Source organism: Amycolatopsis sp. NPDC054798, from assembly GCF_053611505.1.
In genome coordinates, this window is sequence record NZ_JBSHAM010000003.1 from 220,098 (window position 1) to 238,037 (window position 17,940).

At 71.4% G+C, this 17,940-nt stretch carries 7 protein-coding genes and 1 pseudogene; 5 read left to right on the forward strand and 3 right to left on the reverse strand.

What is annotated here, in order from left to right; all coding sequences use genetic code 11:
• Positions 1-10 precede the first annotated feature (10 nt).
• From ACWGIC_RS03670 to ACWGIC_RS03680, 3 genes are all read left to right on the forward strand, one after another.
• The gene (locus ACWGIC_RS03670) at positions 11-1,540 is read left to right on the forward strand and encodes a tachylectin-related carbohydrate-binding protein (RefSeq protein WP_452074344.1); all 1,530 of its coding nucleotides are present in this window, start codon (positions 11-13) and stop codon (positions 1,538-1,540) included.
• A gap of 28 nt (positions 1,541-1,568) precedes the next feature.
• Entirely contained in the window at positions 1,569-5,066 is a 3,498-nt protein-coding gene (locus tag ACWGIC_RS03675; protein ID WP_452074345.1) for an ALF repeat-containing protein, read from the forward strand.
• 154 nt (positions 5,067-5,220) lie between these two features.
• Positions 5,221-5,517 carry a DUF6355 family natural product biosynthesis protein gene (locus ACWGIC_RS03680; protein ID WP_452074346.1) on the forward strand — a complete coding sequence of 99 codons (297 nt, stop codon included), beginning with the start codon at positions 5,221-5,223 and terminating at the stop codon, positions 5,515-5,517.
• Positions 5,518-5,529: 12 nt separating this feature from the next.
• Here the strand turns inward: ACWGIC_RS03680 and ACWGIC_RS03685 are convergent, their stop codons facing one another.
• The 3 genes and pseudogenes from ACWGIC_RS03685 to ACWGIC_RS03695 form a co-directional block, all read right to left on the reverse strand.
• Positions 5,530-6,738: a cytochrome P450 gene (locus tag ACWGIC_RS03685; protein WP_452074347.1), complete on the reverse strand. Its 1,209-nt coding sequence runs from the start codon at positions 6,736-6,738 to the stop codon at positions 5,530-5,532.
• Positions 6,735-12,464, reverse strand: a pseudogene (locus ACWGIC_RS03690) (SDR family NAD(P)-dependent oxidoreductase); the annotation flags it as partial. The gene ACWGIC_RS03685 and the pseudogene ACWGIC_RS03690, both read right to left, overlap by 4 nt.
• Positions 12,465-12,661: 197 nt before the next feature.
• Positions 12,662-13,942, reverse strand: a complete 1,281-nt coding sequence (locus tag ACWGIC_RS03695; protein ID WP_452074348.1) for a threonine/serine exporter family protein — start codon at positions 13,940-13,942, stop codon at positions 12,662-12,664.
• Between the two features lie 277 nt (positions 13,943-14,219).
• Between ACWGIC_RS03695 and ACWGIC_RS03700 the strand changes: the two genes are divergently transcribed.
• A complete protein-coding gene (locus ACWGIC_RS03700; protein ID WP_452074349.1) occupies positions 14,220-16,280 on the forward strand; it encodes a hypothetical protein in 2,061 nt (686 codons plus the stop codon).
• 27 nt (positions 16,281-16,307) lie between these two features.
• Complete coding sequence (locus ACWGIC_RS03705) at positions 16,308-17,939, forward strand: ABC transporter substrate-binding protein (protein ID WP_452074350.1); 1,632 nt, start codon at positions 16,308-16,310, stop codon at positions 17,937-17,939.
• Position 17,940: the final 1 nt, after the last annotated feature.

The window sequence follows — 17,940 nt, forward strand, 5'->3', positions numbered from 1 at the left end:
AAGGATCCCCGTGCCCAGCACGCTCAGACGCAAGATCACCGGCGGCGGCCTGGCCGCGCTGACCGCCGCCGCACTGCTCGCCGCCGGACCCGCGAACGCGGTCACCGGCGGCCGCGTGCCCGACGGCGACCACCGCTACGCCGCGCGGGTGACCATCGGGGAACGCTCGTGCAGCGGCGTCCTGATCCATCCCCAGTGGGTCGTGACCGCGTCGACCTGCTTCGCGGACACCCCCGGCCAGGGCTTCCACATTCCGGCCGGGCCGCCCAAGAAGCACTCTTCGGTGCTGGTCGGACGCACCATGCCCACCGGTACCGACGGGCAGACCGCCGACATCGTGGACCTCGTGCCGCGCGACGACCGCGACGTCGTGCTCGCGAAGCTCAGCAAGCCCATCCCGGGAGTCGCCCCGATCCCGTTGAGCAAGCTGGCTCCCGTCCCCGGCGCGGGAATTCTCACCGTCGCCGGATACGGCCGCACGCACGACGAATGGGTGCCTTACGAACTGCACGTCACCTGGCCGACCGTCACCGCCGTCACCGCCACCACCTTCGAACTCGGCGGCCGGACCACGTGCAAGGGCGACGCGGGCGGCCCCGCCTTCTGGGGCCAGGGCGCGAACGCCGCTCTCGTCGGCATCAACTCGACCTCGTGGCAGAACGGTTGTCTCGGCGAGACCGAAACCCGCGACAGCGCGACCGAAGCCCGCATCGACAACATCGGCGACTGGATCCGCGCCGCCATCCCGGACCTCGCGATCGCGTGCAAGCCGACCGCGCCGATCTTCACCGTCCGCCCGGACGGCGGCCTGTGGCTGCTCGAGCACACCGCCGCCCGCGACGGCCTGCGGAGCTGGGCCAACGGCGGCTACGCCAGGGGAATCGGCAGCGGATGGAACGTCGGCAAGCCCGTCGCCGGCCCGGACGGAATCCTCTACCTGGCCAACCGCAACGGCGAACTGGCGCGGTTCCGCTGGAACGGCAACGGCTGGGACCACGCGCCCGGGCAGACCGCCGACGGGGTCGTGATCGACCACGGATGGGAGCGCTACGCGGGCGCCGAGTACCGCGACCGCCTGACGGTCGACGCCACGGGCGCCCTGTACGGCGTGGAGCCGGACGGGAAACTGCACCGCCGCACCTACGACCCCGCGACCAAGGCCTGGACGCACCAGGAGATCGGAACCGGCTGGGACAAGTACAACCTGATCGTCGCGGCCGGGGACGGGGTCCTCTACGCCCGCACACCGTCGGGCGACCTGCTCCGCGGCGTGTACGACGCGGCGGCGAACAGCTGGAGCGAGCAACCGGTCCGGATCGGCACCGGCTGGCACATCTTCAAACACCTCACCTCTGCCGGAGCCGACACCCTTTACGGCTCCTACGCCGGGGAGGAGGGCGGTCTGCTCTGGTACCGGTACCTGCCCTACAGCCGCGGCTGGGTCCCGTCCGGGCGCACGAACGGCAGCCTCGTGGGACAGGGCTTCTACTCGCTCAACGACATCACCGCCACCTCCAACAGCTGCGCGATCGTGCGCTGACTCCCCTTACGCGAAGGCAGGTGAACAAATGTCCAGACCATTGACCCGGCACAGACCATGGCGCTCCCGCGGCGCGGCGGTGCTGACCGTGCTCGCAGGCGCGAGCGGCCTCCTTGTTCCCGCGGCGGCCGCCGATCCCGCTCCCGAGCTCTCCGAGCGCGCGCAGGCCATGGAACTGATGAAGACCGGCGGGCCCGGACTGAGCCGGGCCGCCGAGAACGCGCTCGTCGCCGGCGACGCCGACGTCCACGAGTTCCTGGCGAACGGCCGCGCACCGGCCCAGCTGGAGGACAACCGCGTCCGGCTCGCCCAGCTGGTCAATTCAAGCGACCGGGGCGTCCGCGACGCGGCCCTCGCGGTGTTTTCTCGTTCCCCGCAGGAAATCCAGGAGTTCCTCGACACCGGCAAATACGCGCCGTTCGCGGAGGACGAGCGCGTGCACGCCGCGCAGGTGCTGGCCGGCGCGGGTCCCGCACTCGCCGCCGCGGCCAAGAAAGCGCTGGCGAGCGGCGACGAGGCGGTCAGCGACTTCCTCAACCGCGACCAATTCCCGTTGCGCGCGGAGGACAACCGGGTCCGGCTCAGCCAGGTGATGAGCACCGCCGGGCCGGAGCTGAAGAAAGCCGCCGCGGCGGCGTTCAACGGTTCCGACGAGGACGTCGCCGAGTTCCTGCGGTCCGGGCAGTACATCGCCCGTTCCCGCGACGACGAGAAGGCCTCGATCGCCGAACTGACCGAACGGGCGAAGGCCGCGGGCAACCAGGCCGCGATCGCCACTGCGGCAGCGAAGGAAGCTTCGGGACGCGCGGTGGAAGCAGCCCGCCTAGCTCAAGAAGCAGCAGCCCGTGCTGCCGAAGAAACCGCTGCCGCGCAGAACGATGCGGCGCGGGCGGCGGCTGCAGCGGGCCGTGCCGCAGACGCCGCGAACCGTGCTGCCGACGCCGCGCAGGTCGCCGTTCGCGCGTCCAACCTCGCCACTTCGGCAGCACGCACCGCGGCAACAGCCGCGGCCAGAGCTGCTTCAGCCGCCGTCGGCGCGGGCCAAGCAGCTGCGGTCGCCCGGGGCGCCGCGTCCGCCGCCGCGCTGGATCACGGTCGCGCGAACGCGGCCAGCCAGGCTGCTCAGGTCGCGCGGATTGTCGCCGGAATGGCCCGCGAAGCCGCAACTGCGGCAGCAGCCGCCGGAGCCGGCGCCATCGAAGCGGGCAAAGCGGCCGCCGCGGCGGACAGCGCGGGAGCCAACGCCGACCGAGCCGCCGCGGCCGCGAGCCAGGCCGCCGGGTATGCCAACGTGTCCCAGGCGGAAGCCGCGCGGGCACGCCGGGCCGCGGCTGCCGCGGCCCGGCAAGCGCAGATCGCCCGGCACGCGGCGGGCAGTGCCCGGTCGCTGGCCGAGCAGGCGGCCCAAGCCGCCTCGGAGTCGTCCGCCGCGGCGAACTCCGCCGCCGCCCACGCCGAAAGGGCAGCCGACGAGGCCGACCGGGTCGCCGCGCACGCGATCGAAGCGGACAAGGCGGCCACCGAAGCGGAAACGCAGGCGGCAGCCGCCCGCGAGTCGGCCGACGCCTCGGCCGCCGCCGCGAGCAAGGCCGACAGCGTGGAAAAGTTCGCCCGGCAAACCGAGGCGCAGGAACTCGAGTCGCGGACCGCCAAGGGCATTTCCGAGGCAGAGGACGCCAAGGAAGCCGCGGACGTCAAGAAGCAGCAGGCAGACTGGGACGTCTCCGAAGCGAACCGGCAGGACGCGGAAACCCAGCGGCTGCTCGCCGAAGCCACCGCGGCGGGCGCCAGCCCGGAAGTCGTAGTCTCCTCCGGGCGCAAGGCAGCGGCCAGGCTGTTCCGGACTGCGGGCCCCTGGGTCCAGTCCACCGCCGAGCAGGCCTTGACCGGGACCGCCGAGGACGTCCGCGAATTCCTGTTCACTCAACGGCAGCGAGCGGCCGAACTCGACGACCGCGCGCGGGTCGGCAACGTCGCCGACTCGACGGACAAGCCCGCGCAGAAGACCGCCGCCGAAGCGGTCATGTACGGGCCTTACCCAGCGGTGCAGGAGTTCCTGAAAACCCGGCACTACGAGGGCAAGGACGACGACGACAAGGTTCGCATCGCGCAGATCACGGCCTCGGCGGGGCCCGCGGTGAAGAAGGCGGCGCTGGCCGCGATCAACGGGACCGAGGCCGATCGCGAAACGTTCTTCGCCACCGGCCAGCACATCGCCCGCGAAGAGGACGACCGGGTCCAGACCGCCCAGTTGCTCGACTCGGGCGGGCCGGAGGTCAAAGCCGCCGCCAAGATCGCCCTCGCCGGGACGGCGTCGCATCTGCGCGATTTCCTCACCGTCGGGCAGTATCGGGCACAGAAGCTCGACGAGGACACCAGCGCGCACGTCGCCGATGTGAAGCGGCTGGTGGCCAACGCCGCGAGCGCGGCCGCCACCGCGAAGCAGAACGCCGGCGAAGCCTCCGCGGCAGCCGCCACCGCACGGCACGCCGCCGACCAGGCAGCGGAGTACAACCGGCAGGCGCAAGCCTCGAAGGGCGAAGCCCAGCGCTATGCCGATCAGGCCAAGACATCCGCGCAGGAAGCGCAGAAGTCCAGCGAACGAGCCGCTCAAGCGGCCGCGACGGCGCAACGGGCCGCGAAAACCGCGACCGCCGCTGCCGCGAGCGCCAAGGAATCGGCACGATGGGCGACCACGTCGGCCGCCAGGGCGGCCAGCTACGCCGCCGAAGCCGCCGCGGCGGCCAGGGCAGCTCGGCAGTCCGCGATCGAAGCGGGCAAAGCCCGCGACGCGGCCGCAGCCGCGGCATCCGAGGCCGCGCGGATCGCGGCCGACAAGAAAGCCAAGGAGGACCAGGCCATCCGCGGCGGAAACGTCCCGAAACCGCCGTGGGCCGACGACCTGACCGCGATGAAGAAGGAAATCGCCGCCGGCTACGGCAAATCCGATTTCGACGCGATGATCGCCGAATGGGATCTCGCCACCCAGCTGCGGAGGCAGGCGATCGACAAGCTGGGGCAGCAGATGTGCGCGAAGCGCCCTGACCAGTGCGCGGCGATCCTGAGCCAGATCAACTCCACCATCCTGTGGCGGATCACGCCCTCCCAGTTCATCGTCACCAGGCAGACCGAGGAAACCGGTTTCTACGTGCGGGACATCACCAACTACGTGCTCAACCGGATGCCGGATCCGCTCGACATCGTCAACCGGTATCTCGGGCAGAACGAACGCGACATCCTCAACCGGAAGATGACCGAGCCGATGATCTTCCACGATTTCTATCTCATGGCGATGAAGCGCGCGGTCGGAGCCGAACTCGAACGGCGCTCCCCCGGCCGGTTCGTCGTCGAGTGGAACCGGCTCAACGGCGTCGTCATCGACAACCGGGACCCGAACAACCCGGTGCGCGTCCAGATCACCGACGCGGGCCTGGCCCGGGTCGACGCGGTGCACCGGCCGGATGTCTTCAGCGAGTACATGGCCTTCAGCAACGAGGCCCTCTTGCGGGCCAGCGGGCGGCGCTGACCGCCGTCCGTCCCGCGAAATTGTGCGGAATTGGTTGTGCGGCGCGATCAGCCCTGCCCCGCACAACCCCCGTCGGATAGACCTGGTTTCCGGGGGCTCGGCCGAGGACTTCGGCCCCGCCCCCGGAAACCGGATCACCGACCGAGGAGTTCCCATGCGATTGTTCCCGCTGTTTTCCGCAGGCGTCCTGACCGCTGCCGCCTTGGCGGCGAGCAGCCCGGTCGCGACCGCGAGCACTCAGCAATTCCCGTGCGGCTTCTACGAGAGCGGCCCGCTCGCGTACTACGGCCATTGCGACGAGCCGCCGCGCACCGACGTGACGATCACCGTCGACATGCTCTGGCCGCGCGACGACGTCCACATGTGCGTCAAGCCCGGCGTCACTGTCCTCGGCCTCGCCGACGTGGTCGACGGCGCCTACTACAGCGGCAACATCTGCGACGCCGGATAACCGCTCACCTCGTCACTTCGCGGGCAACGCCGTCTTCCACGTCAGTTCCAGCCGCTCCGGTCCCCGCTGCCGCCGCCCGGCCAGCCACGGCACGTCGGCCGCCAGCTCGAGATCCGGGAACCTGGCCAGCAGCGTCCCCAGCGCGACCTGCAGTTCCAGCCGCGCCATCTGGGCGCCCAGGCAGTGATGCGGGCCGTGGCCGAAGCCGACGTGGTGGTTGCGCGGCCGGGCCAGGTTCAGGTCCTCCGGGCACTCGAACACCGTCGCGTCGCGGTTGGCGCCTTCCAGGTCCGCGAACACCGCCTCGCCCTCGCGGATCAGCTGGCCGCCGATTTCGACGTCCTCGCTGGCGATGTGCGCGAACCCGGCGCTCGCGCCGAGCGGGACGAACCGCAGCAGTTCCTCGACCGCCGAGGGCAGCAGGCCGGGGTCGGCGCGCAGGCGCGCCAGCTGGTCCGGGTTGGTCAGCAGGGTGTAGAGCAGATTGGAGATGTGGTTCGCGGTCGTTTCGTGGCCGACGGCCAGGATCCCGCCGGAGAGGTCGATCAGCTCGCCCTCGGTCAGCCTGCCCTCGTCGTCGCGGGCCCGCACCAGCGCGCCGATCAGGTCGTCGGTCGGGGTTTCCCGGCGTTCCGCGACCAGGCCCGCGATGTAGCCCCAGAGTTCGCGCTGCGCGGTCATGATCGCGGTGTGGTCCGAACCGTCCCCGCTGAGCATCAGCATCGTGTCGGTCCACATGTGCACCTTGTCGCGATCCTCTTGCGGGACGCCGAGAAGCTCGCACAGCGCGGTGATCGGGAGCGGGATCGAGAACGACGTCACCAGGTCCGCCGGCGGGCCCTGCTCGATCATCCGGTCGATCAGGCCGTCGGCGATTTCCTGGATCCGCGGGCGCAGCGTTTCCACTCGTTTCGGCGTGAACGCGGCCGCGACGAGCCGGCGCAGCCGGGAGTGCATCGGCGGGTCCATGGTGATGATCGAGCTTTCGCTTTCGATCGCCTCGGTTCCGCGCGGCGCGTCCTTGCCGACGGTCAGGCTGCGCATCAGCCTGCGGTCCACCAGCACGGCCCGCACGTCCTCGTAGCGCGTCGCCAGCCAGGCCTCGCCGCCGTACGGCAGCCGCACCCGGCTCATCCCCTGCTGCTCGCGCATCTCCGCGTACCGCGCGTCCACAGCCAGCGCCGACGGTTCGAACGGGTACGGGCACACTCCATTGCTCACGACGAACTCCCAAGTCCGGTAACGGTTTCCACGATCGGTTCTGTCACGGATTCCAGCCACGCAACGACGGCCGAAGCGGTGCTTTCGGCGTCCTCGGCGACGATGCTGAAATGGTCTCCGGGCACGGTTTCCACGCGGTCGGCTCGCGACCACGTCGTCTGCCAGGCCGCCCCGGCCGTTTCCCCGAAGCTGCGGGCAGAACGCAGCAGCACAGCGGGGACCTGGATTTCCGGCGGCCCCGCGGCGGCGAGGAGACCGAGGTAGCGGCCCATGGCGGTCAGTTGCGCCCGGTCGAATCCGCCGCCGTCCTGGCGGGTCAGCACTTCCCCGGCCATCGCGTGGACGGCGTTTTCGGCCGGGCCGCCGATTTCGTAGGTGTCCAGCAGGCACAGGCCAGCCGGAGCATCGCCGGTGCGGTCCAGTTCCGCCGCCACGGCTTCGGCCAGAATTCCGCCGGAGGAGTAGCCGAGCAACGCGAACGGTTCGTCGGCGGCTGCTTCGCGGGCCTGGTCGGCGAGCGCTGAGACGAGGGCGCCGAGGTTGGCCGGAAGCGGCTCGTCCGCGAGGAAACCGGGCAAGGACAACACGGAAAACCGCCGTTCGCCGCGGAAGGGCGCGGCCAAGCGTCCATATTGGACGGCACCGGTCATCGCGGCCGGTGAAGGCACGCACAGCAGCGCGGGACGCTGTGGTCCCTCGGCCAGCCGTACCGGCCGAGACCCCGCAGCCGGTTCCCGGAAGGACGGGCGGAGGTTCGCGGCGGCCCCGAGCAGGGCGACGCCTTCCGGCACCCGGCCCGCCGCCACCGCCTCGGCGAACAGCCGGGCGACCGGATCTCCCGGTTTCGGCGCCGAAGGCTCCTCCGGAGGGTCCGAAAAGGACTCGTTCAGGAAGTCGGCGAGGTCCGCGACGGTGGGATGGTCGAACACCAGGGTCGCGCCGAGCGTCAGGCCGGTGAGTTCGGAGAGCCGGTTGCGCAACTGGACCGCGGTGAGCGAGTCGAAACCAAGACCGGGCAAGGCACGGCTGGATTCGACGGTCTCACCGTGCCCGAGTACCGCCGCGACCTGTGCGCCGACCAGTTCCGCCAACCGTTCCCGGCGCTCGGCGGGCGGGGTGCGGCGCAGTCGGCTCGCTGCGGAACCACCAGCGCGCCGGGGCGTCCGCACGTGACCGCGAAGCAGCAGAGGAACGTCGTCCCCATGCCACGCGTCGAGCCGGAGCGGGGCCAGCACCGGGGCCGGGTCGGCGATGGCGGCGTCGAACAGCGCCAGACCTGCTTCGGCGGTGAGGCCGCCGGTGCGCTCGTCCGAGTTCCACAGCCCCCAGGCCAGGGATTGAGCGGGAAGCCCGAGGTTGCGGCGATGCTGGGCGAGTGCGTCGAGGAACGCGTTCGCCGCCGCGTAATTCGCCTGGCCCGGTGCGCCGAGGAGGCCCGCGGCGGAGGAAAACAGGACGAACTTGTGCACATCGCCGGCCAGTTGGTGCAGGTTCCACGCGGCGGTGGCTTTGGCTTCGAACGCCGCGTCGATTTGGTCCGCGGTGAGCGAGGTGAGCATCCCGTCGGCCAGGACGCCCGCCGCGTGCACGATCGCATTGACCGGGTGCGCGGTCAGCAGCGCGGCGACGGCGGATCGGTCGGCGAGTTCGCAGACCGCTACCTCGGCCCGCGCGCCAAGGGCGGTCAGCTCGGCGGTGAGGGCGTCCCCGCCCCGGCCGGTCCGGCTCGCCAGCACCAGTTCGCGCACTCCGTGGCGGCGGACCAGGTGTTCGGCGACCAGTCGGCCGAGCTGTCCGGTCCCGCCCGTGATCAGCACCGGGCCCGGGCCCCATTCCGCGCTTTCAGCGGCTTCGGCGGCTTCGGCGGCGACCAGGCGCGGGGCCAGAGTTCGGTTGCCGCGCACCACGGTGGCTGGCTCGGCCGCGGCGGCGGCGATCACGGCGGCGGACGGCGGCTCGTCGGTGTCCAGGTGCGCGATCCGACCCGGGTGTTCGGTCTGCGCGGAGCGGACCAATCCGGCGACAGCCGCACCGGCCAGGTCCACCGGTTCGCCAGGCAGTCCGGCTGCGTGGCGGGTGACCACCACAATCCGGCGGTCGTCCGTGAGCGCCGTGCGCAGCGCGGGGAGAATCCGCTGGATTTCAGACTGTGCCGCCGCAGCGTCAGCACCTGGCGAAACCACCAATGTGTGCACGTCCTCGGCGTTCCCGCTGGGGAGACTGCATTCTGTCCATTCCGGACGGAGCAGCGCGCCGGAACGGGGTGCGCGCCGTACGCCGGTGACCGGCCGCAGCGTCAGCGAGCCGATCGTGGCCACCGGGTTGCCCGAATAGTCGAAAAAGGACAGCGAAACTGTGTTCTCCCCCAGCGGTTTCACCTGCACTCGAAGCTCAGAGCTGCCAGCCGACCACAAGTCCGCTTCGGACCACGAGTACGGCAGGAGCGTTTCCGCACCAGTGGCCGGGCCGAGACCGATAGCGTGCAGCGCCGAATCGGCCAAGCCGGGATGCAGCCCGAACACCGCGGCGTCCAGCACCGCGGATTCCGGCAGGGAGACTTCGGCGAACACCTCGTCCCCGGACCGCCAGGCCGTTTTCAGCCCCTGGAACAACGGTCCGTATTCGACGCCGCGCTCGGCGAGAAGTTCATACATGCCGTCGAGATCGATTTCGGCTGCCCCGGCAGGCGGCCAGACGGGACCGGTCGTCGGGGCCGGACCAGCCGGAGCCAGCGCACCGTCGGCGTGCCGTACCCAGGGCGCGTCGCCGGTCTGCGCGTGGATGCTCACCGGCCGCACCCCCGCCTCGTCAGCGCTGCCGACGCGGACCTGAACGCGCACCCCGTCTGCGTCCAGGACCAACGGCGCGTGCACAGTCAGCTCGCGAACCCGGGCCTCACCGGCCTCTTCACCGGCGCGCAGAGCGAGTTCCAGGAAACCGGTACCGGGGAACAGCACCGAGCCGCCGACCGCGTGTCCGGCCAGCCACGGCTGCGCGGCGGTCGAAATCCGGCCGTGCAGCAGGAATCCGTCTCCGTCGGCCAGCGGAACCGCTGCGCCGAGCAGCGGGTGCCCGGCGGCTTCGAGCCCGGTCGCGGAGAGGTCGCCCGCTTCGTCCGAAGCGGACAGCCAGTAGCGTTCCCGCTGGAACGGGTAGGTCGGCAGATCGACGAACTCCGCCGCGCGAGGCGCGAAAACCGCCGCCCAGTCCAGCGACACCCCGTCTGCGTGCAACTCCCCGATCGCCTCGGCGACCGCGACGTCTTCAGGCACGTCCCGGCGCAGCGCGGCGACCGCCAGCGGAGCGTCGGGCAGCAGCGCGACCAGCGGCCCGTCCGCGCCGAGTTCGAAAAACCGGGTGACGCCTTGGCTTTCCAAGGTGCGGACCGCGTCCCCGAACCGGACCGTGCGGCGGATGTTGCGCACCCAGTAGCCGGCGTCGAAGGATTCGATCGGCTCGCCAGTCACCGTGGAAACGATCGGGACCGCGGGTTCGGCATACGCGACTCGCGCCGCGATCGCGCGGAACGGCTCCAGCACCGGGTCCATCAGCCGCGAATGGGAACCGACCGAAAGCGCCAGGCGCTTGGTGCGCCGTCCGGCCGCGGAGAACCGGGCGGCGACAGCCAGCACCGCCGCTTCTTCCCCGGCGACGACGACCGATCGCGGACCGTTGACCACGGAGACATCGACTGCTTCCCCGGCGAATTCCTCCGGTCCCGCTTCGATCGCCACCATCGCGCCGAGCGGCTGAGCCTGCATCAGCGTGGCGCGCGCGACGACCAGTTCCGCCGCGTCCGCCAGCGACAGCACGCCCGCACAGTGCGCGGCCGCCAGCTCGCCACCGGAATGTCCGCAAAGGACGTCCGGCAGCAACTGCCACGATTCGGCCAGCCGGAACAGCGCGACCTCGATCGCGAACAACGCCGCCTGGCTGTAACGGAACTCGTCGAGCGCCCCGCCGATCGCCTCCCGCAGCGGACGGTCCAGGTGCCGGTCGAGTTCCGCGCAAGCAGCGGCATACGCGGCGGCGAACACCGGATACGCAGCGGCCAGTTCCTCGCCCATGCCGGTCCGCTGCGAGCCGCCACCGGAGAACAGGAAGGCCAACGGCCCCTCGCCGCGCACCGCCCGGGCGGCCGGGTTTTCGAGCCCGGCAAGCAGCTCCTCCCGATCGCGCGCGACGACCACCGTGCGGTGCTCCAGATGCGTGCGCCCGGTCGCGAGGGTGCGCGCGACGTCCGCCGGACGGAGCTCCGGCTCCTCGCGCAGCCGCTCGGCCAGCCGCTCCGCCTGCGCCCGCAGCGCCGCCGGATCGTGCCCGCTGAGCACCACCGGAACCGCCGCTCGGTCGTCCGCGGCGCGTTCCGTGACTGGCGGCGCTTCCTCCACCACGACGTGCGCGTTCGTCCCGCTCAACCCGAAGCTGGAGACCGCGCCCCGCCTCGGCCGGGACCCGCGCGGCCACGGCGTCGCCTCGGTCAGCAACTCGACCTCGCCGGCAGACCACTCGATCCGGCTGCTGGGCGCGTCCACGTGCAAAGTCTTCGGCAGCAGTTCGTGCCGCAGGGCGAGCCCCAGCTTCAACAGTCCCGCGACGCCGGACGCGGCCTGGGTGTGCCCGAGATTGGATTTCAACGACCCCAGCCGCAGCGGCGCCCCGCCGCTCCGATCCGCGCCGTAGGTGGCCAGAAGTGCCTGCGCCTCAATGGGATCGCCGAGCGGGGTGGCCGTCCCGTGCGCCTCCACGACGTCGATCTGCGCGGCGGACAACCGGGCCGACGCCAGCGCCTGCCGGATCACCCGGCGCTGCGCCGGACCGTTCGGGGCGGTGATGCCGTTCGACGCGCCATCGGAATTGACCGCACTGCCGCGAAGCACCGCCAGGATCGGCCGGCCGGAACGGCGGGCGTCCGAAAGCCGTTGCAGCACCAGCATTACACAGCCTTCGGACCAGGCCGTTCCGTCCGCGGACTCGGCGAAGCTCCGGCATCGCGCGCCGCGAGACAGGGTGCCGTCTTTGCTGAACTCGACGAACGTGCGCGGCGTCGACATCACCGTCGCCCCGCCCGCGAGCGCGAGTTCGCACTCCCCCGCGCGCAGCGCCTGCGCCGCCAGATGCACCGTGACCAGCGACGACGAACAGGCGGTGTCCACCGTGATCGCCGGGCCTTGCAGCCCGAACGTGTAGGCCACCCGGCCGGACACCATCCCGGACGCGGCGAAACTGCCCGGATAGTCGTGGTACATCACGCCGGTGAACACGCCGGTCCGGCTGCCGCCCAGCGAACGCGGCGGGATTCCGGCCCGTTCCAGCGATTCCCAGCCGGTTTCCAGCAGCAGCCGCAGCTGCGGGTCCATCAGCACGGCATCGCGCGGGCTGATCCCGAAGAGGCCCGCGTCGAATTCCGCCGCCCCGGCGAGGAAACCGCCTTCCCGCACGGAGATCGACCCCGGCCGGACGCCGTCGGGATCGTAAAGCCGCTCGACGTCCCAGCCCCGGTCGTCCGGGAACCCGCCGATCGCGTCGCCGCCGCCGGAGAGCAGCCGCCACAGCTGTTCCGGCGTCTCGATCCCGCCCGGCAGCCGGCATCCCGCGCCGACGATCGCGACCGGTTCCGCTCCCGCCGCCGCGCCGAGCAGCCGCCGGTTCTCGTCTTTGAGCCGATGATTCTCCTTCAGCGACGTACGCAAAGCGGCGACCAGGTTGCGCTCCGACTCGCTCAACGGCCCCCCAGGGCTAGATGTGCAGCGTGACCGGCCCGACGTTACGCACCAGCAAGATCCCTGCCACCCCCTAATACCGCGACAGGAGACCGATAAGTGGGTGTTTGCCGGGGTTGGCGTCCGGCGTGGCGGACCGCGGCGAAACGCCCGTGCACCCGGCTGATCAGCGCGTTTTCGCGGCCGCAGCGCGGATCCGGTCAGGCGAGCGGGGTCCCCGGCAGCGCGGCCGCCGGCCGGCGCAACGCCGCGAGCTGCAGGCCGAGCACCACTCCGACGCCGATCGCCGCGGTCGAAACGGTCGCTTCCGCCACCGCGTCCCAAGAACCGGGCACCCGAGCGAAAACCTGCGACAGGCTCAAATACAGCGCGGGACCCGGCAGCACCGCACCGGTCAAGCCGGGGATCGTGACCACCGCGGTCGGCACTTTCAGCGTCCGTGCCGCCGCCCCGGCCAATGCGCCCAGCACCGTCGTGGCAAGAAAAATCGACACCGGTGCGGCCAGGCCGAGCACCGACTGTCCCGTCCAGTTCACCAGGGACGTCACGACCCCCGCCCCGCAGGCGAGCAGCCACCACCGCACCGGAGTGCCCATCAGGATCGCGTTCCCCAGCGAGCCGACGAGCGCCGTCACGGGCACCAGCGCGAGCGGCAGCGCGGCGAGCTGGACCCGGCTGGCCGCGCCGAGGATGTCGAGACCGTTCGCCACCGACACCACGACCATCACCCCGGTCGCGATCGCGCCGGTCAGCAGCAGCACCGTCACGATCCGCGCGGCCGCCATCAGATGGAAGTCGCCGACCGCGTCTTCGACCAGCGACACCAGCGACAGAATCGGCAGCAGCAGCACGAGATTCGCCGCCGAGAGGCTCGCCGCTTCGTGCCCGGTGAGCACCCCGAGGGACAGCAACGAGATCGCGACGGCCAGCACGGTGCTTGCCTTGGCCGCGACCTGGAAGAACTCCGCGATGCCGACCGTGCTCAGCACCCATCCGGCCCGGTTGGCGAAAACGAACAGCCCGGCGGACACCACCGCGGCGAGCAGGGTCCCGTTCGCCTGCAGGCAAATCATCGCCGCGAGCAGGCAACCGCCGAGCAAACTCACGTACCACGGCCAAGTCGGCCCCGCTTGAGCGAGGATTCCGGCGTCGCGCTCGGCATCCGCGGGCGAAATCGCACCCGCGCCCGCGCGGACCGCGAGCGCCTCCAGGTCTCCCATCCGGCCGATGTCACGCGCGTCGTTCGCCCGCACGCTGCCGAACAGCACCAGCGGTTCCTCCCCGCCGCCCGGGCAGCACTGAAGGTGAATCGCCCGTACTCCCACCGAAATCCGCAGGTCGTCGACGCCGCCCGCCGACGCCAGCCCGCGGACCGTGCGCACGACGACCGCGGTTTCGATGCCCTGCCGGAACATCTGCATCGCCACGTCGAGCGCGAAGCTCAGCACCCGGCGCGCCCGCTCGCGCTCGTCCTCCGCCATGACCCGCACTTTAAGCAGCCGCCCGGACAAGAACGGGCCCGCGCACGCGACGACGGCCCGCCTTCGCCCGATCGTGGCCCCCGTCCCGCGGCGATCCCTGAAGCAGCGTCCGGAAAACCCCGGACAGCCCTTGCGCGGACGACCAGGAAGGCCACACTTTTGAGTGAACCGCCGCGATACCTGTGACACGGGCCACATCTGAACCGATACACCTTCTGCCGTGCCGCTTCCCGCACCGCGAGCCGACCGTCGTGCCCGAGACCTGGGGGACCCTCCCGTGCTGACCGCCGCAGAACTCTTTGTCCGGCAAGCGTTCCGGCGACCGGCGGGCGGGACCGGCGTGCCGGAGCCGGTCGTCGCGCTGCTCGGCCCGAAGGGCGCGGGCAAGAGCACCGCGCTCAGAGCGGTCGCCGACGCCTGCGGCGGCACGCTCGTCCACGCCAGGCTCGATTTCCGCGACGCCAGGGTCGCCGACCCGATCTCCGCCGTCGCCTGCGTGTCCTTCCTGCTGGCCCGGCACTGGGACAATCTGCCCCGCGACCCGGCTTTCCACCGCGTCGGGCTTTCCTTGCTGGCCTTGAACGAAACGCTGCCGCACGACCGCGACACCGCCCGCGCGCACGTGCTCGACCTCGTCGAAAGCTACCTGCACCAAGAAGACGACCACGGCATCGCGGACAAGGCAGGCGCGGCGGTCAGGTTCGCGCTGGCGCTGTCCGGAATCGGCACGCAGATTCCGGAACCCGCTGTCCAGCAAGCGGTCAGCAGCGGAATCGGCGCCCTGCTGCGCCTGGCGAACCGGCGGCGGCGGAACGTGCGCCAGGCGCTGAAGTGGTTCGGCGGCCTGCTGGAGGGGGCCGGCACGATCGACTCGCTGATCGAACTGAGCGAACGCGATTCCGATCCGCTCCCGCACGTGCTGAACGCGTTCCTGACCGACCTGTCGCGCAGCGCCGACCAGTGGACGACGCCCGTGCGCCGGTGCGATTGCCTGACCCCGCGCGGACAGGACGGCCCGCACGAGCACGCCTGGGCGTTGCTGGTGGACAACGTCGACGCCGCCCCGGCCGGCCGCGAATTCCTTTCCGCGCTGGTCCGGGCACGGCAGAAACGGCTGCCCGAGCGCGATCCGCTGCTGGTCGTCGCGGCGATGGACCGCTGGTCGCCAGCCTGGGGAAACTGGTGGCGGGAGCCGTGGCGGACGAAAGCGGACTGCCCGAAACGGCGGGCGATCCCCCTTCTGTCCCAAGCCGATTTCCGGCAGTGGACCCAGCATCTGGCGGCGACCGAGGACGCGGGCGCCGTCCCGACGCGCGCCTGGTATCCCGTCTGGCTGGATCCGCCCGGGCCCGCGGTCCTGCGCGAACTCGCCCCGACCGCACCGGACGGCTGGGATCCGGCCGTCTTCGCCGAGTTCGTGCGGCGGCTCTCCGGCGGCCTCCCCGCCGCCGCGCACGAGATCGGCCGCCGGGTGAGCGAACTGCCGACGGACGCCGGGCCGCTGTCCGGCTCGCTGCTGTTCCAGCAGCACAACGGAATCGCGCTGTGGGAACGGGCGCTGACCTCCTTCCTGCCGAAGTCGCTGCTGGCCGATCCGCTCCGGACGGTCGTTCCGCAAGCGGTCGCGGTGGCGCTCCGGCTCCGCCAGCCCGGGCGGTCGGGCGGCCTGGACCCCGCTGCCTTTCCCGACGCGAACGAAATCCTGCGCGCACTGCGGGAGAACCTGTGGATCAGCACTTTCGCCGCCCGGCCTTCGCCGCTGTGGCCGGTCGTCGCCCCGGAGCGCGAGCATCCTGCGGCCCCGCACCCCTGGCTGCTCGCCTGCTTGCTGGCGGCGCTGCACGCGCACAGCGCCGCCGACCGGCATCCGGTGGCGATGACCTGGGCGGAGGTGTTCCGGCGGACGGCCGACACCTGCGCCGGGCCGGCCGGGGAGGACGAGGACGAGGCCCGGCGGCTGTACTACGACCTCGCCTGCGGCAATTTCTCGCACGTCGTCGGCGAACTGGTCGACCAGTTCGCCAAGCTCGCGCATCCGGCCTGGGTCCGGCGAGTCGACCAGGTCACGGCGGCGCCGTGCCGCTGGCCGATGACCGAGCCGACCGGCGAGAGCGTCGCGCGCCTCGTGCCGGACGGGCAGCCCGGGCGGGACTCGGCCGAGGCGGCGATCGCCAGCATCGTCGCGCGGCTGTGGCTCTACCACGACCCGCACACCGTTCCCGACCCGCTGAACGACGAGCGGATCTCCAAGAACTTCAAGCGATTGGCCGGCAACTACGCGGCCGGCGACGACACCGACGCGCTGACTGACGCCGCCGCGCAATTCGGCGGCCGGTAAAAGCCGTTTCTTCCCGACAGGAGCCCGATGACCTGGTTTCGCAAGCTGCTGCGCTGGTTCACCTACAGATTCCCGCGTCTGGCCAACTGGGTGCTGCGCCGTCCGGTGCTGGCCGCCGGCTCCGCCACGCTCGTCGTGGCCGGCCTGGTCGCCGCGGCCGTCCTCGTGCCCCCGCTGTTCGCCCGGTGCGGGGCGGGCATGACCGCGGACCCGGCCGGCACGTGCGTCGGCATCAACCTGGACAGCGCGCAGTTCCGGCCGGACGAACCGGACCACATGCGGGAGCTGGAAGCCACGATCCGGGCGAACAACGAAGCGGTGACCGACAATTACGTGTCCGTGGTGCTGTTCCAGAACATGTCGCCGGTCGAGGGCGTGGACACCCGGCTGTACCCCGATCTCTACCCCGACGTCGAAGGCGCGATCGCCGGGGTGTGGCGGGCCAACCACACCGCGGCGTTCCAGGGCAGCGTGCCGAAGGTGAAGCTGTACCTGGCGAACATGGGCAGCCAGTACGCGAGCTGGTCCGAGGCCGTGGACCAGATCGCCGAGCACGCGGCGGCCCAGCACGTCGTCTCGGTGATCGGGCTCGGGCAGAGCATGGACAACACCCGCGCGGCCGCGGCGAAGCTGACCGGCCAGGCGCATCTGCCGGTGATCGGCGCGACCGTCACCGGGGACACCATGAACCTCACCCCCGAGGGCAAGCTCAACACCGGTTTCTTCCGCACCTCGCCCACCAACACCCATTCGGTCGCGGCCGCCGCCCGGTACATCGCGAGCATCGAACCGGACCCGTCGCGGGTCGCGATCGTGCAGGACAACATCCCCGGCGACGACTACACCCAGACCCTCGGCGCGCGGGCGGTGAAGGAAATGCCCGCGGCGCACCGGTTCCCGTTCACCTCGCCGGGCTCGCTGCCCGCCGACGTCTCCCGCAGCGATCCGCTGCTCACCCAATTCGCTTATCTGAACCAGAATCTCTGCTCCGTCGCCCCGACCGTCGTCTACTTCACCGGCCGCGGCACCGACCTCGTGCCGTTCGTGCAGTCCTGGACACAGGGCAACACCCCGTGCGCCAACGGAAAGCTGACCGTCGTGACCGGCGACGACGGCGGTTCCGCGATCAACCAGCCCGGCCTGCGCGACGCCGTCCGCGGCGGCCACGTCCGGGTGCTGTTCACCTCGCTGGCCAGTCCGGACGAATGGGGTCCGTGCAACGGCACCGCGGAACAGGCCGCCTACAACACTTTCCAGGCGGTCTTCACCGGGAAACCCGGGGTGTGCACCGGCCAGCCCATCCGCGCGGACGACGGCGCCGCCCCGCTGGCGTACTCCGTCGCCGACCTCGGCAGCGGCGAAGGCATCCTCGCCCACGACGCCATGATGGTCGCGGTCACCGCCGCCCGCCGCGCCGCGAACGGCAACGCCGGCACCGTCGTGCGCGCGCCCATGTCCCAGATCGGCCTCATCGAGGAGATGCGGTGCCAGAACTCCGTCCCGGGCGCGAGCGGGACCATCCAGTTCAGCTCGGATCAGGCGCAGTACGGCAATCCGGTGGAGAAACCGTTCCCGATCGTGGAGATCCGGGCCGACGGGTCCACCGCGACGGTGTGGAACAAGGCGGTCACGCCTGCTGCGCCGAAAACGTCCTGCTGAC